Genomic DNA, 15,957 nt, shown 5'->3' on the forward strand with positions numbered 1-15,957 from the left:
CGCTCGATGATCAGGTTGCGCTCCAGTTCCGCAATCGCTCCGATGATGACCACGACCGCACGGCCTAATGGCCCGCCGGTGTCGATCTGCTCGCGGAAGCTGACGAATTCGATGTTGAGCCGGTTCAGTTTGTCGAGAACGTCGAGGAAGTGCTTCACCGAGCGGGCGATGAGGTCCGAAGCCCAGACCAGGACCACATCGAAGCGGCCGCGGCGGGCATCGCGCATCATTTGATCGAGACCGGGCCGCCTGGCCTTCGCGCCGCTGATCGTGTCGGTGTATTGCTCGACGATCTCGAAGCCGCGCTGCTGCGCCATCTGGCGCAGGTCATAGAGCTGGGTTTCGGGGATGCTGATCGAGGGTGGATACCCGCATGTAGAGGGCGGCGCGCTTCATAGGGAGGAGTTCAGCTTATCATATATATCTGAGATATATTAAGAAGCTCGCAACATCGAAGAGTGCGCCACTTACTCTGACAACATCATCGCTTTCCGTATCGGTTCGAAGCCGCTTGAACTGACTGGCGTAGGCAAGGACACCACGGAAGGAACACTCACACCAGGCTTCGGCATCGAGTTCGGCGACGTCATCACGGACGCCGCAACCAACTACCAGATCTGGTACAGCGCCGGTGTTCTCTCCGTCTGGAACGGAACGACTCTGGTCTATTCGAACGTTGCTGGTGCAGCGGTGGACACGGGCGAGATTACGATGGACGGAACTGTAGCCGGCAACAACACTACGTCCCTCCCCGCTGCGTGCATAGAAAACTCCCGCGCGCGCGGGAACCCAGGCTGTTCTGGCCTTGCTGCACCGCTCTCATACAGGATGAAAATAGGTGGTTTCCGCCAGCAAAGTTCTGGCACGGATTTTGCTCTCCGCACCCCGGAAATCACCCCTTCCCTCCTTTTGACTGGGCCTTCCTGACCACTTTCCGCACCTCATTGCCTCTTAACGCCCCGGCCTAGTATAGGTACTTCAGTCCCCTTCGCCGAATTTCTGACTGTTAGATATTGGATTCCTGCCCCGGCTGCCATTCATCCCGTTTAAGGTTAGGGCTATCCGATTACAGAGATCTGTTCATGTCAGTTGAAAATTATTTCCAAAATTGCCCGGTCATTTTCCAGATCTCATTTTGGCTCACTGCGCGACTTGGTGATTCGGCAATAGTTTAAACGTAGGAATGGAACGTCCCTTATAAAGCAAATTGAAATGTCTCTAATTGCGCTGACACTTCTCTCATCTTGGATCTGAGCGTGACTATTGCGCGATACAGCCTGGCTTTCACTGTCGAGATTGGCGCACCTATTGTCAGTGCGATCTCGTTCAGTGACATCTCCTGATAGAAGCGAAGCTCCAGGACTTCGCGGTGATGTGGCATCAACGTCCGCAATACACCTGCAAAAATGTGTTCTTTCTCCAAACTCGCATAATGCTCAAAAGGAGTTTTCTCTTTTGAAGCAGCATCCAGCATGACTGGATCTCCCTCGTTCGTAGTTATTTCGAGGCTGCCGATATGAGGCTGGCCGCGCCGTCGCAAATCTCGAACAAGGTTTCGCGCTATCGTGTAGAGCCACGTGGTGAATTGCGATTCACCCTTAAACTGTGAGCCTCGCGTCAGGACCCGTATCCACGTCTCCTGAAGAACATCTTCGGCGAGTTCCCGGTCCGACGTAAGGCGTATGAGATACCGCCGCAACCGTGCCTGATAGCGAGAGACGAGTTCGTCAATAATCGCCGGATCGTGGGCGCTGAGCCTCGCTGCAATAACGGCGTTTTCACTATGCTCCGGATCTTCGGCTCGTGTGCGTATTTCGGTGGAATTCTCCAGTTCACAAGTGCTCTGTTTAACGGACATTGATTCTTGAAAAATCTGCATGAGATTCCCTTGTCTATGTATGAACTAGAACGGGGAGCACGAACTGAGTTCCTTGATTCTGCGTCGCTCACGCCACACTCGCCCGTGTTGGCTGAGGCATTCCCTGAGACAGTACATGCTGATTGTCCCTGAGAATCAGCAGAAGAAATGTAAGGTTATGTCGCCGGCACCAATGTGCTCATAAGCCAGGTATTGCCACTGGCTGTAATCCGTCGAGTTGTCGGATTTTGTCGCCCTGCGTTTTGCATCGGAAACTTCCATCTACCTTGCTTCTTCCAATCTTCGAGAGCACTTCAGAAAAAGCTCAGCACGAGTTTTAGGACATGGAATGGATCAGCAAGAATCTCCAGGCACGCGACTAGGTCAACAATCTCAAATAGCGCCCACTGCTGGGGCGACGAAACACACACGCCGATTCTGGCTGCTTATGCTGCTGGCACTCCTCGTGCTCTTCCTTGGAGTAATTCACCACCACAGGAAGAAGAAAAAGGCAGCGGCTGCTGCAACTTCAGCAGTAAGCGGATCGATTGCAGTTACGCCGGCCACAGCGACGACGGGAGATATCGGCGTTTACTTTAGCGCGATCGGCACTGTAACGCCCGTATACACCGACTCGATCACCTCTCAGGTAACGGGCGTCATCAAGACTGTGCAATACCACGAAGGCCAGGTCATCCATCAGGGTGATCCTCTGATCGACATTGATCCACAGCTATACGCAGCACAATTGGCCGAAGCGAAAGGCGCTCTCGAAAGAGATGAGAACCTGCTCGCACAGGCGCAAATGGACCTCGATCGCTATCGGCAGGCGTGGAGTCGTAATGGAATATCGCGCCAGCAATTTGAAGACCAGGAAAAAGTTACCCTGCAGGATCAAGGCACAGTCAATTACGACAAGGCAGCGGTTCAGTATGCACAAGTGCAGTTGAACTATTGCCATATCGTGGCGCCTATCAGCGGCCGTGTTGGCATTCGTCTCGTCGATCCCGGGAACCTCGTCACTGCGAATGCAACGACCAGCCTGGTTGTTATTACGCAGACCCGTCCTATTACTGTAATTTTCACCCTTGCCGAGGACAGCCTATCGCCAGTGCTCACCCCGATGTCTCATGGACAGCCGGTCACCGTGGAGGTATATGACAGGACACAAGAGAAGTTGATTGGAGTCGGAAGGCTCTCCACTGTCGACAATCAGATCGACACGACAACCGGTACAGTCAAGCTGCGTGCGACCTTCGATAATTCGAACAATCTGCTCTTCCCGAACCAGTTCGTCAATACGCGGCTTCTGGTCACAACACTTCACAATCAGACACTCATTCCATCCTCAGCGATTCAGCATAACGGGGATACAGCATTCGTATATCTGCTTCAAAACGGCAAAGCCGTAACGCGAACTGTCAAACCTGGCATTTCAGATCATGGTCAAACAGTCGTACAGGGAATACAGGCCGGTGACATTGTCGCGACCAGCAGTTTCGAAAAGCTTCAGAATGGCACGCCGATCACGGTCGCTAAGGCTGCATTGCCGGCAACTTCTTCTGACTTGAATGAAGGTGTGGCTCCATGAGCCCTTCACGCACTTTCATTCAGCGGCCGGTTATGACAGCCCTTTTGATGGCGGCCATCCTGCTCGTAGGCATAGTGGCGTACACGCAGTTGCCTGTTTCAGCTCTGCCGGAGGTCGACTATCCGACAATCCAGGTGCTGACGTTCTATCCGGGTGCGAGTCCCGATATTACTGCCACCACTATCACTGCACCGCTGGAACGTCAGCTCGGTGAAATGCAAGGACTCAACCAGATGACCTCGACCAGTTCGGGTGGGGTCTCTGTCATTGTCCTGCAATTCGCACTTTCGCTGAACATTGATGTTGCGGAAGAAGAGGTGCAATCGGCGATCAACGCAGCGCAGACTTATCTGCCTTCTGATTTGCCGAGTCCGCCCATCTACAGCAAGTCGAATCCTGCCGATGCGCCTGTGCTTACGCTTGCCATTACGTCCGATTCGATGCCGCTCTCGCAGATAGAGGATATTGTTGACACCCGCCTCGCACCCAAGATCTCCCAATTGAGCGGCGTCGGACTAGTCAGCATCAGCGGCGGGCAGAAACCTGCCGTCCGTGCCCAGGTCAACCCATCAGCGCTCGCTTCCTACGGAATCAATATGGAGGATGTACGTACTGCGCTTACGCAGGCCAGCGTCAATGCGGCCAAAGGAAACTTTGATGGACCCGATCAAGACTATCAAATCGATGCGAACGACCAGATCACCGATGAGAATGGATACAAGAACGTCGTTATCGCATATCGCAATGGTGCGCCCGTGTTCGTCAAGGATGTTGCGAATGTAGTTAACGATGTCGAGAACGCCCGGCAGGCGGCATGGATGAATAAAACACCGGCTGTGATTCTCAATATTCAGCGGCAGCCAGGCGCCAACACGATCAAGGTTGTGGATAGCATCAACCAGATCCTCCCTCAGCTCAAAGGGAATCTCCCCACCAGCATCAAGATCACGGCTCTGACTGATCTGACGACGAGTATTCATGCCTCGGTTCGCGATGTCGAATTTGAGCTGATGCTGACCATCGCTCTGGTGGTGATGGTCATCTTCCTCTTCCTTCGCAGCTTGTCGGCAACCATTATCCCCAGCGTGGCGGTTCCGCTGTCACTGGTCGGCACATTCGGCGCGATGTACCTGCTCGGCTATAGCCTCGACAACCTGTCGTTGATGGCCCTGACGATCTCTACCGGATTCGTGGTGGACGACGCCATTGTCATGATCGAGAACATCTCGCGTTATCTCGAAGAAGACATGTCGCCAATGGAAGCAGCATTGAAGGGAGCCGGACAGATAGGGTTCACTATCGTATCGTTGACTGTCTCACTGATCGCGGTGCTGATCCCACTCCTGTTTATGGGCGATGTAGTTGGACGGCTCTTCCGGGAATTCGCCGTCACACTCGCGGTAACAATTGTGATCTCGGCGGTTGTCTCACTGACGTTGACACCAATGATGTGCTCCCGCATTCTCCGTCATACTCCGGAGTCTGAGCGAGGGTGGTTCTATCGAATGTCGGAACTGGCCTTCGAACTCATGATCGCCTTCTATGGACGTACTCTGCGACTCGTGCTCCAGTACCGCGCAGTCACAATGCTGGTTGCTGTCGGCACTCTGGCTTTATCTGTCTTCCTCTACATCATTATTCCCAAAGGCTTCTTCCCGGTTCAGGACACCGGAGTCATCCAGGGGATTTCCCAGGCGCCACAGTCGATCTCCTACAAAGCGATGGCAGCCAGGCAAGAGCAGCTTGCGGACATTATTCTCAAGGATCCCGCAGTGGAGAGTTTGTCGTCCTTCATTGGAGCGGATGGAACGAACACCACCCTTAACAGCGGTCGCATCTCGATCAATCTCAAACCGCTCGATAAGCGCAACATCAGCGCATCCGATGTAATCCGCCGGCTGCAGAAAAGCCTCGATCAGGTGCCGGGCATTCATCTCTATATGCAGCCGGTGCAGGACATCACGGTCGATGACCGTGTCAGCCGGACACAGTATCAGTACACGCTTGAAGATGCCGACACAAAGGAACTTGATCAGTGGACGGCAAAGTTCGTAGCAGAACTCAAGAAGCTTCCCGAGTTCGAAGATATTGCCACCGACCAGCAGAACGATGGCCACGCGCTCTCACTCGTGATCGACCGGGTCACCGCTTCGCGGCTGGGCATTGCGCCCTCCACTGTAGACAACACCCTATACGACGCATACGGGCAGCGGCAGATTAATACGCTCTACACGCAGCTGAACCAGTACCATCTCATTCTCGAAACGGCGCCTCAATGGCGGCAGCATCCCGACGATCTGAGCTCCCTTTTCGTGCAGGCAAATTCGTCATCGAGCGCAACCGGCGCCAGCACAGTCAACTCTTTTTCCTCCTCTTCCTCAACTTCCGCCGGCTCCAATGCGCTGACGACCTCGGTCCGTTACACACCGTTGTCAAGTATCCTCACCCCTCCTGGCTCTGCAGTCACGCCGGTTTCGAGCACTGCGGGAACATCCTCTCAGAACGGAGGTACTACCGTGGGAACGACAGCGAATGCGACGACCTCTTCTACGGGGGCGAACGCCGTCCCGCTCAATGCTTTTACTCACGCCGCGCTTACGAAAGAAGCTTTATCCATCAACCACCAGGGGCAGTTTCCGTCGGTTACGGTCTCGTTCAATCTTGCGCCGCATGCTTCGCTCGGTAAGGCGATCTCCGACATCGATAATGTAGAGAAGAAACTCTACTTCCCCCCCAGCCTTCAGGGACAGTTTCAGGGGACGGCTGCGGCTTTCAAGAACTCTCTTTCCAATGAAGTGCTTCTGATCCTCGCTGCACTGGTTACGGTCTACATCGTTCTGGGCGTGCTTTACGAGAGCTTCATCCATCCGATCACGATTCTCTCCACGTTGCCATCAGCCGGCGTCGGCGCGCTGTTGTCCCTCATACTTTTCCGGCAGGACTTGGATGTGGTCGCCATCATCGGCATCATCCTGCTGATCGGCATCGTCAAGAAGAACGGCATCATGATTGTCGATTTCGCGCTTGAAGCCGAACGCGAACACGGCAAGAACTCTACGGAGGCAATTTACGAAGCAAGTCTGCTCCGCTTCCGTCCCATCCTGATGACCACCATGGCTGCCCTGCTCGGCGGCATTCCTTTGGCCCTGGGGCGCGGTTTTGGCTCCGAGTTGCGCCGCCCCCTGGGAATTGCCATGGTCGGAGGTCTCCTGGTGAGTCAGGTGCTCACGCTCTACACAACGCCGGTCATCTATATCTTCTTCGACAGCATTGCGCAGCGATTCGCCGCAAACCGGAAGAATCGTGCTGCCGGCAGCGCTGGTTCGCAATCCGCTCTGGAGCAGGCATGAACATATCGGCTCCATTCATCCGGCGTCCAGTTGCTACCACGCTGCTCACTCTTGCGGTCGCCATCGCTGGCATAGTCGGTTATAGTGTTCTGCCGGTAGCTCCACTGCCACAGGTAGATTTCCCGACCATCAATGTCACGGCCAGCTTGCCTGGGGCGAGCGCACAGATCATGGCTGCATCCGTTGCAACGCCGCTCGAACGGCAGCTTGGGCACATCGCCGGTATTACCGAGATGACGTCCTCCAGCTCCCTCGGCAATACCGTCATTACAATCCAGTTTGATTTAAGCCGAAACATCGATGGAGCCGCGCGGGACGTCGAGGCAGCCATCAATGCGGCTCGAACATACTTACCCACAAACCTGCCTTCCAATCCTACGTATCGGAAGATCAACCCATCTGATTCGCCAATCCTGGTTCTGGGCCTGACTTCAGATAAGTACGACGAGGGAAAGCTCTACGACCTCGCTTCTACAGTTCTGCAGCAGAAGCTGTCACAGATCCAAGGGGTGGGGCAGGTAGTGATCGGAGGCGGAGCCAATCCTTCCGTGCGGGTGGAAGTGAATCCGACACAGCTTGAAAGCTATGGCCTCACGCTCAACAATATTCAATCGGTATTGAGCCTCCAGAACTCACACGAGCCCCGAGGACAAATTGCGAACGATGACGAGATGCTGGACATCATTACGAACAACCAGATCTCTCATGCAGAAGAGTACAAACCGCTCGTAATTGGCTATAACAATGGCGCTGCCGTTCACCTGTCAGACGTCGCTCAGGTTATCGACTCCACTCAGAACCTGCGCACGGCTGGATACCTCGACGGGAAAAAATCTGTTGCCATCATCATCTTTCGGCAGCCGGGCGCCAACATTATCGACACCGTAGATCGTGTCCGTACGCAACTGCCGTTTCTTGAAGCAACCCTCCCCCAGGGAATCAAGACCACAGTCGTCCTTGACCGAACGGTCACCATCCGCGCCTCGGTCCACGATGTCGAAAGCACCTTGATCGTCTCCATCATCCTCGTGGTGCTTGTCGTCTTCGTCTTTCTTCGGAATGGCCGGTCTACGCTGATTCCCAGCATTGCAGTTCCTGTCTCGTTGATCGGCACCTTTGCCGTGATGTATCTGCTTGGCTACAGCCTCGACAACCTGTCACTGATGGCGCTCACCATCTCAACCGGATTTGTCGTCGACGATGCCATCGTCGTAATGGAGAACATCGCCCGCCATCTTGAAGAGGGCATGGAGCCTTTCGCTGCAGCCATGAAGGGTGCCCAGGAGATCGGGTTTACTGTTCTTTCGATCAGCATCTCGCTCGTCGCTGTCTTCGTGCCCATCCTTCTGATGGGTGGACTGGTGGGTAGGCTTTTCCGCGAGTTTGCAGTTACGCTCGCAACTTCGATCGTCGTGTCGATGATTGTCTCGCTTACCACGACGCCTGCAATGTGTGCATTTCTTCTCAAGCGGGAGAAAAAGGAGACAAAACACAACTGGCTGTATCGCATCAGTGAGAAATGTTTTGACTGGCTCCTTGCCATTTACCAAAGGTCCCTGCTTTGGGTGCTCAATCATTCCCGTCTCACCCTGGCCATCTTTGGTCTTACATTCATCGCAAATCTCATTTTGATTGCGAAAGTCCCGAAGGGTTTCTTCCCCGAGCAGGACACAGGAGCCATTCTTGGCGGAGTACAGGGGCCGCAGGATGCGTCCTTCCCTTTAATGAACCGCTCTCTTCTGGCTCTTGGAAAGATTGTCAATCAGGATCCGGCTGTCGATCATGTCTTCGCGTATACCGGAGGTAACGGCGCGAGCAATGCCGGTGTGCTCTATATCTCACTCAAGCCTTTGAACGAGCGAAGGGTGAGTGCGTTGCAGATCATCGATCGTCTTCGCCCCAGGCTCAATGCGCTTCCAGTAGCATCGGCGTTCCTGCAGCCAATACAGGACCTGCGCGTGGGCGGCCGCAATACAAATGCGCAATACCAGTACACCATTCAATCGGACAACTTCGAGGATCTCGCGCATTGGGGACCTATTTTGCTCGACAACATGAAGAAGCTCCATGGGCTTCAGGATGTGAATACTGACCAGCAGAATAGTGGCCTGGTGGAAATGTTGAACTACGATCGCACAACCGCGGCTCGAATCGGACAAACTTCACAGTCGTTGGATCAGTCTCTCTACAGTGCCTTCGGACAATCGCAAGTCTCTATCATTTATAAGGAACTGAATCAGTATTACGTTGTGCTTGAAGTAGCTCCGAAGTACTGGCAGGATCCGTCTGGACTAAGCAATATCTACCTGAAATCGGGAGGGAATAGCTCCTCATCAGGCACGACTGCGGGAATCAATACGATTCTTCCGCTCTCCGCTGTGACCCAATCTGAGTCAGGCTCGACGCCTCTTCAGATCAACCACACGGGTCTCTTTCCGTCGGTCACCATCTCTTTCAATCTGGCTAAGGGTATTGCCCTGAGCGATGCGACTCGCGAGATTAACCAGATGGAAGCGCACCTGGGGATGCCCTCAACGATCCGCGGGGAGTTTGCCGGAACGGCAGGTGCGTTCAAGTCATCGCTGGCTACCGAGCCGCTGTTGATAGTCGCTGCCCTGGTCGCTGTCTACATCGTTCTCGGTGTTCTCTATGAGAGCCTGGTGCATCCGGTCACCATCATTTCCACCTTGCCTTCTGCCAGTGTTGGAGCTGTGCTCGCGCTGATGATCTTCCATGTCGATCTCAACATCATCTCGCTGATCGGCATCATCCTGCTGATCGGGATCGTAAAAAAGAACGCGATCATGATGGTTGACTTCGCCCTCATCACTGAGCGGCAGGAAGGCAGGAACACGCGGGATGCCATCTTCGAAGCCTGCCTGCTGCGCTTCCGCCCCATCATGATGACCACGATGGCGGCCATCTTCGGCGCTCTTCCGCTGGCATTTGGCACGGGCATGGGATCAGAGCTGAGGCATCCGCTCGGCATCACGATCATTGGTGGCTTGATACTGAGCCAGCTTCTGACTCTCTACACGACCCCGGTGATCTACTTATTCTTCGATCGCCTTCGCCTCCAGGCGACCAACCGATCTCATCAATCGTTTTCTGCCAATGCCGAAGGCACATCTTCGTAAAAGATGGAGAGTTTGCATCATGTTCAAACAACGAAACAGAATTTCCGTGCTTCTGGCTGCCATGACCTTATCCGTCGCGCCTGTCCTTACAGGTTGTCGTGTCGGGCCCAAATACACGCCGCCCTCACCTCCCGCTATCACGGCGTCCAACTACAAGGAGTCCACAGTCAACTTTAAGGATGCTGACAGCTGGAAGGTGGCCTCTCCGCAGGACGCCATGATCCGCGGCAAGTGGTGGGAGGTCTTTAATGAGCCAGAGTTAAATGCTCTTGAAGAGCAGGTTGAAATTAACAACCAGAACATTAAGCAGTCCTTCCAGAGCTTCATGGAAGCCCGCACGCTGATCGCCCAGGCACGTGCCCAATACTGGCCGACCATAACAACCAGTCCATCCTGGCAGCGTTCCAAGACATCGCAGAACCTCGTCAATTCCAATCAGGCAAATACAGGCCGTACCAGTTCGGTGTGGTCTTTTCCTCTAAGTGTTGGGTGGGAACCCGATCTCTGGGGACGCATTCGAAATCAGGTACATGAATCGCAGTATGCGGCCCAGGTAAGCGCCGCCGATCTTGAGAGCGAGCGGCTGTCCGTGCAATCCAGCCTCGCGCAGTTTTACTTCGAAATACGAGGGCAGGATGCACTGCAAAACGTTCTCAACGACACAGTTGCCGCCGACAAAAAAGCGCTCGAGTTTACCCAGACACAATATGACGCAGGAGTAGGTACCTATATCTCTGTGGTGCAGGCAAAGGCCACACTTGAAAGTGCTCAGTCCGCAGCGATCAATGTAGGCATTGCGCGCGCCCAGTATGAACACGCGATTGCGACGCTGATCGGCAGGCCTGCTACGGACTTCAGTATTCCGGTGAAGCCCCTTTTGCGACAAGCTCCCGCCATCCCGGTCGGAGTTCCATCGCAACTGCTGGAACGGCGTCCTGATGTAGCCGCAGCAGAGCGCACGCTGGCCGAAGCAAATGCAACGATCGGAATTGGATATGGAGCTTTCTTTCCCTCAGTGACCCTGGGTGCAGAGGGAGGCTTTGAGAGTTCGACACTAAAACACGCCTTCGACTGGCCGAGTCGCTTCTGGTCGATTGGACCGTCGGTTTCGCAGATGATCTTCAATGGTGGTCTCTATAAAGCAGAACTCCATCAATACACCGCCACCTATACTGCGGACCTGGCTGCCTATCGCCAGACTGTACTGACAGCTTTCCAGCAGGTAGAGGACTATCTGGCAGCTGTGCGCCTCTATTCGCAGCAGATCGAGCGACAACAGGAAGCCGTCAGGAACGCCCAGGAATCCCTTGATCTTGAAATGGGCCGGTATGAGACTGGAGTTGATCCGTACCTCGATGTTGTCACTGCACAGACAACCCTGCTTTCTGACCGCCAAACATTGGCCACGCAGCAGGTTGAAGAGATGACCGCGTCGGTGCAACTTATCGCAGCGCTTGGCGGGGGATGGAACGTCTCGCAGTTGCCGACTCCAGAACAGGTTTCCCAAAAAACAAAAAAAGAAGATTACAAATTACAGCACTGAATCCATGAAAATCTGGCTTTCCTGAGCCTGACAAAACACGACACACCGCGCGTGGCAATTCTGTCTCACAAAACATCTGTAACGGTGGAAAGAAATTCGTTTTGGAGATGGAAATGAAAGTTCAATCAGATTTTCTCTTGAGATGCGCAGTGCTGGCGATTGTTACCGGAATTAGTTGCGCATCTTACGCGGAATCAGGCCAGCCGGCCGCCCCTGATTCAGAAGCACAAAAGAGGACTGCCGTAGTTCTGCGGTTTGCAGTTCAATCGCAATCCCTGACTGACGCCGCCGCACTTTCTGCCCAGGCTTGCCCACAGACCGCGGGCAATGCAACAGCCGCGAAGACACCGCCGAAGCCCGTAAACCCGGAGATACTCGACAAGATCACCGATGAGATGCAGGAGAGGCTTTCGAAAAAGATGTTCGTCCTCGTTAATCCTGATCCTCAGACGATCCCGGTTGGTGCGCTCACGATCAGCGGATGCATTACCAGGGCTGATGCAGGTAATGCCGCTGTGAGGGTTATCGGTATGAATGCGGGGGCAAGCCACCTCAACGTTCACGTTGTTGCTCTCTCCAGAACAAAGGATGGTTGGAATCCGGTAGATACCTTCGACATTCAGGTGAAAGGAGGAGATATTTTGCCGCCACTTGGCCCGATCGGACTGGCAGCACACGTCGCAAGAGATACCCGCCAAACCCTCTCAGCAGATGCCACAAAGCTGGCAGATCAAATCCTGAAAAAACTGGCGAAAGACATGAAAGCCAGCAACCAGATGGCAAAGAACGGTTGAATGCTCAATTGTCTCCGATTGGAACTATCTGCCATTTGGATCATATTTGTGACTACAAAACCCGACAACTCCACTGTAGCAGCGGGCCGTCGCTTCTCGTCATAGCAACTGTAGGTCAAATCAAACATCGCGGAGGTAATTGTGAAGTTATTCTTATCTGCTCCCATCCTGGGCGCACTGTTCGTGGCAACTGTAGGCATTGCCAGTGTGATCCCCTCATTTGCTCAACCATCTGGCGCCTTTGTCGCAACTTCGTCCATGCAGGACGCTGCACAGGACAGCGGTGCCCCGAATGTTGCCGGATCATGGCAGCTTTCATTCACAGACGCGCAAGGAAACGCGCGGCAGGCAACTCTCTCGATCAAACAGAATGGCTCCACACTGAACGGCCAGTTTCAGGGAGAACGAGGATCCGGCTCTCTGAGCGGCACACTTCAGGGAAATCAGATATCCATGACTGTCAGTGGACGTGGCAGGGAGATCTCCTTTACTGGAACGGTAGACGGCGGCAAAATGAGCGGTACAACGTCCCGGGGTTCTTCCTGGTCAGCGGCCCGCCAATAACCGTCTCGTGGTGGCGGATCAATGAATCGTGAATTCAGTTGATCCGTCACTGGAGCGAAAACATTCGAGTGCATAAGGCTTATGACCTCTTGGCGGAGAATAATGATGATCCATCGCACTGGAGAAGACTTGTGGAAGTTGCTGACCATGTTTCGCGGTATGAGATACATGGTACTTTTCATTCTGCTGATTCTATGGATGCGGCTGCTCCTCTCAGTATTCGAAAGTATGCTGAGTTCGCCGAAGAAGCTACATCACAGATTCGTTCACCCGCTGCTGGATTCTTCCACCCACAACGAGAATGGCGGTCTTCCTCAGCAGGCTGCTCACTCCAAATAGCTTCTGAACAGGAAGGCATCAACTATGGACCTGCTAAACAGTTCTACATCGATTCGTAATTGACGACTGATGCGTCAACACTCATAGTGGCTATCATGACAGCGAAAGTAGACAATCCAAGACCACAATCGAGTCGGCTCCCAGAACAGCCCAAACGGCAGATTTTGCTCATCGATGACGATCAGGATATGGCGGAGATGCTGGCAGAGTATCTCGGCCCGGAGGGATACACGGTTCATCTGGCATACACGGCAAGTGCAGGACTCGAGCGAGCAAGAGAGGGTGGACTTGTCTTGATTATTCTCGATGTCATGTTGCCTGACCGGGATGGATTCAGCGTCCTCCATGAGATCAGACAAAAAAGCCGGATCCCGGTCATCATGCTTACGACACGGTCCGCCGTTGCTGACAAGATAAGTGGCCTTGAGGGCGGAGCCGATGATTACATTCCCAAACCCTTTACTCCGGTGGAGCTCCTGGCGAGAATTCGCACGGTGCTTCGCCGTGGTCAACCTTCGCGATTTGGAAGCTCGTTTCTTACCGTCGATGATCTAATACTCGATGCCGGATCTCGAACTGTCGAATGTGGTGGTAAGGTGATTGACTGCACAGCAGCGGAATTCGATGTCCTGCATGCCCTGGCATCATCCGCGGGCCAGGTAGTCACCCGGGAACATCTCACACGCATCGCTCTCGGCCGAACGCTGTCTGCTGGTGATCGTGGTGTTGATAACCTGGTAAGCGCGCTTCGTAAAAAACTCGGACCAGGAGCACACGGCCAGGAACGGTTTCGATCTATCCGCAATACGGGATATATCTATCTGCATGAGCCGGCATCGGCCCCCCACGAGTAAAACATATGAAGCTTTTCTGGCGAATTTTTTTCGGCTTTTGGATCGCGACGATCCTGATGCTCGCATTTGTTCTCAGTGTCAACGAACTCGTGCCAATCGCTTTTCCAGGGGACCACAATAGACGCTTTGAACCGGAAGCCACTATCCCAGCGCTCACCGCAGCAGTGAATGCATATGAGCAACAAGGGCAGGATGCATTCCGTGCCCAATTAAGGCACGTGCCGGTGAAAGAGCATGGCGGTCTCTATGTGTTCGACCAGCAGGGTAGCCTTTTATTTGCAGATCGCAAAGACTATTCTTTCTATGCACTCATGGCACAGGACGTACTCGAAAGCGGCCATTCCGAGCTCATACGTCTTGGCTTCCGGGTAATGTACGCATGCCCATTGGAAAGTGCTTCTGGTCAACACTATGTCGCCGTTCTGGCGGCCTTTGCCCCGGTGACCCGGTTATGGAATCTACGTTTCTGGTCCAATCTGGCGATTGCCATGGTTCCGGCGGCGTTTATTTGTTTTCTTCTGACGCTATATCTCACTCGCCCCATTACCAAACTACAATCGGCTGCGCGACGGCTTGCAAGCGGTGAACTCGACGCCCGTGCTGGTCCGTTGAAATTTGATCGCCGCGATGAGTTAGGCGATCTTGCGCGCGACTTCGATGCGATGGCAGCACAAATTGAACTGCTGATGACAGCGCAGCGCTGCTTCGTCGCTGACGTTTCTCATGAACTGGGCGGACCACTCACACGCATGCACCTTGCCCTGGCGCTATTGCGCCGGCAGATGGTTGACACCGGCAACAGCGCTTTGAAGAGAATCGAACACGAAACTGACAAACTCAGCAATCTTGTGCAGCAGCTTCTGCTCCTTGCTGGTCTTGAAGCAGGTAGAATTCCGGCAGAAACGTTTGCTCCTGTCTCGATTCGGACTCTGTGTGAAAGTGTCATCGAGGACGCCAATTTCGAAGCTGCCCATGCAGACTGCCACGTCGTTGGTTCCCGACAAGATATCACGTTGCTTGCTTATCCAAATCTTCTGCGACGCGCGATCGATAATGTTCTGAGAAATGCAATTCGTTATGCTCCTCCAGGGAGCGAGATTCAAGTTGATTGCAAAGTGGACCTGATTCAGCGCGCAGTCACTTTGAATATTCTCGATCGCGGTCCGGGTGTTGCGGACAGCATGCTCGGGGATATATTCAGGCCGTTTTTCCGCACTGCTCCCGGCCGAGAGTCCGCCAGCGGAGGCACTGGCCTTGGTCTTGCCATTGCAAGCGAAGCAGTAAGGCTCCACGACGGCACGATTGAAGCTCGCAACCGAAAGAGTGGCGGCCTACAAGTGACGATCAGGATACCTATCAGGACGCCAGTACCTGAAGAGCTGCCAGAGAACGCCGCTGATGCAGAATTCCGAGACGGGAAACTGGAACAGATATAATCTGCTACCTGCTCGGGCAATCTGAGGCAGGAAGTGCAGAAGAGAGAATCGCGCTGCGAGGCGCTGAAGATCAACGATTGCGAGCTAATCGTAAAAAACCGTAAGAATATTCAGGGTAAGCAATCCCACACTCAGAAACGTGAGCCTTCGACGTCGAGCCCTTATCGCTGACACTGCTCCAGCTATTGCGATCCACTCAAACTGCCGTTCCCTCTTAGCTCGCATATCACGTTATTCGTAAGATTGCGTAGTGTATAAAATCCTTCATTTCGAAATGTACCCACAGCGCGATAATGCAATGCAGTTCAACTGCAAAGATGAACATCGGATAACTCGCTAATTGATTGCCTTCGTGAAAACTAGAAACTCATAGTTGAAAACGACAATTTCTTCGAAGGGGGCATTGATCGTGGTCAGGTTCAGATAGGCTGTGCTTCAGCCAGCGAGGCAAATTCAATATCTGTGGTCAGGACGTCTTCCGGATCAGTGCT

Annotated in this window: 11 protein-coding genes; 9 read left to right on the forward strand and 2 right to left on the reverse strand. The window is 53.7% G+C overall.

From position 1 onward, the window contains the following. Window positions 1-317, reverse strand: a 317-nt coding sequence (locus tag AC5S16_RS22630; protein WP_493932395.1) for a recombinase family protein, incomplete at its 3' end; no start/stop codon positions are given. Between the two features lie 878 nt (window positions 318-1,195). After that, on the reverse strand, window positions 1,196-1,879 hold the full coding sequence (locus AC5S16_RS22635) for an RNA polymerase sigma factor (RefSeq protein ID WP_493932396.1): 684 nt from the start codon (window positions 1,877-1,879) through the stop codon (window positions 1,196-1,198). A 328-nt stretch (window positions 1,880-2,207) separates the two neighbouring features. Here AC5S16_RS22635 and AC5S16_RS22640 point away from each other — a divergent pair, with 328 nt between their 5' ends. From AC5S16_RS22640 to AC5S16_RS22680, 9 genes are all read left to right on the forward strand, one after another. After that, window positions 2,208-3,449 (forward strand): efflux RND transporter periplasmic adaptor subunit, encoded by a 1,242-nt coding sequence (locus AC5S16_RS22640; protein ID WP_493932397.1) that lies wholly within the window; start codon window positions 2,208-2,210, stop codon window positions 3,447-3,449. Then, window positions 3,446-6,799: an efflux RND transporter permease subunit gene (locus tag AC5S16_RS22645; RefSeq protein WP_493932398.1), complete on the forward strand. Its 3,354-nt coding sequence runs from the start codon at window positions 3,446-3,448 to the stop codon at window positions 6,797-6,799. The genes AC5S16_RS22640 and AC5S16_RS22645 overlap by 4 nt, the downstream gene beginning before the upstream one ends. Then, on the forward strand, window positions 6,796-9,936 hold the full coding sequence (locus AC5S16_RS22650; protein ID WP_493932399.1) for an efflux RND transporter permease subunit: 3,141 nt from the start codon (window positions 6,796-6,798) through the stop codon (window positions 9,934-9,936). The genes AC5S16_RS22645 and AC5S16_RS22650 overlap by 4 nt, the downstream gene beginning before the upstream one ends. 19 nt (window positions 9,937-9,955) lie before the next feature. Continuing rightward, window positions 9,956-11,479: an efflux transporter outer membrane subunit gene (locus AC5S16_RS22655; RefSeq protein WP_493932400.1), complete on the forward strand. Its 1,524-nt coding sequence runs from the start codon at window positions 9,956-9,958 to the stop codon at window positions 11,477-11,479. Between the two features lie 107 nt (window positions 11,480-11,586). Continuing rightward, the gene (locus AC5S16_RS22660) at window positions 11,587-12,273 is read left to right on the forward strand and encodes a DUF4410 domain-containing protein (protein ID WP_493932420.1); all 687 of its coding nucleotides are present in this window, start codon (window positions 11,587-11,589) and stop codon (window positions 12,271-12,273) included. Between the two features lie 141 nt (window positions 12,274-12,414). After that, entirely contained in the window at window positions 12,415-12,837 is a 423-nt protein-coding gene (locus tag AC5S16_RS22665; RefSeq protein ID WP_493932401.1) for a hypothetical protein, read from the forward strand. Between the two features lie 131 nt (window positions 12,838-12,968). Next, entirely contained in the window at window positions 12,969-13,235 is a 267-nt protein-coding gene (locus AC5S16_RS22670) for a hypothetical protein (RefSeq protein ID WP_493932402.1), read from the forward strand. A 36-nt stretch (window positions 13,236-13,271) separates the two neighbouring features. Then, window positions 13,272-14,030: a response regulator transcription factor gene (locus tag AC5S16_RS22675; protein ID WP_493932403.1), complete on the forward strand. Its 759-nt coding sequence runs from the start codon at window positions 13,272-13,274 to the stop codon at window positions 14,028-14,030. Between the two features lie 5 nt (window positions 14,031-14,035). Further along, window positions 14,036-15,466: an ATP-binding protein gene (locus AC5S16_RS22680; protein WP_493932404.1), complete on the forward strand. Its 1,431-nt coding sequence runs from the start codon at window positions 14,036-14,038 to the stop codon at window positions 15,464-15,466. Window positions 15,467-15,957: the final 491 nt, after the last annotated feature.

It is taken from the genome of Acidobacterium sp. FHG110202_01, from assembly GCF_059115305.1.

Coding starts and splice junctions, on each gene's coding strand:
- AC5S16_RS22635 (WP_493932396.1), bottom strand. CDS start 1,879: ATGCAGATTTTTCAAGAATCAATGTCCGTTAAACAGAGCACTTGTGAA.
- AC5S16_RS22640 (WP_493932397.1), top strand. CDS start 2,208: ATGGATCAGCAAGAATCTCCAGGCACGCGACTAGGTCAACAATCTCAA.
- AC5S16_RS22645 (WP_493932398.1), top strand. CDS start 3,446: ATGAGCCCTTCACGCACTTTCATTCAGCGGCCGGTTATGACAGCCCTT.
- AC5S16_RS22650 (WP_493932399.1), top strand. CDS start 6,796: ATGAACATATCGGCTCCATTCATCCGGCGTCCAGTTGCTACCACGCTG.
- AC5S16_RS22655 (WP_493932400.1), top strand. CDS start 9,956: ATGTTCAAACAACGAAACAGAATTTCCGTGCTTCTGGCTGCCATGACC.
- AC5S16_RS22660 (WP_493932420.1), top strand. CDS start 11,587: ATGGAAATGAAAGTTCAATCAGATTTTCTCTTGAGATGCGCAGTGCTG.
- AC5S16_RS22675 (WP_493932403.1), top strand. CDS start 13,272: ATGACAGCGAAAGTAGACAATCCAAGACCACAATCGAGTCGGCTCCCA.
- AC5S16_RS22680 (WP_493932404.1), top strand. CDS start 14,036: ATGAAGCTTTTCTGGCGAATTTTTTTCGGCTTTTGGATCGCGACGATC.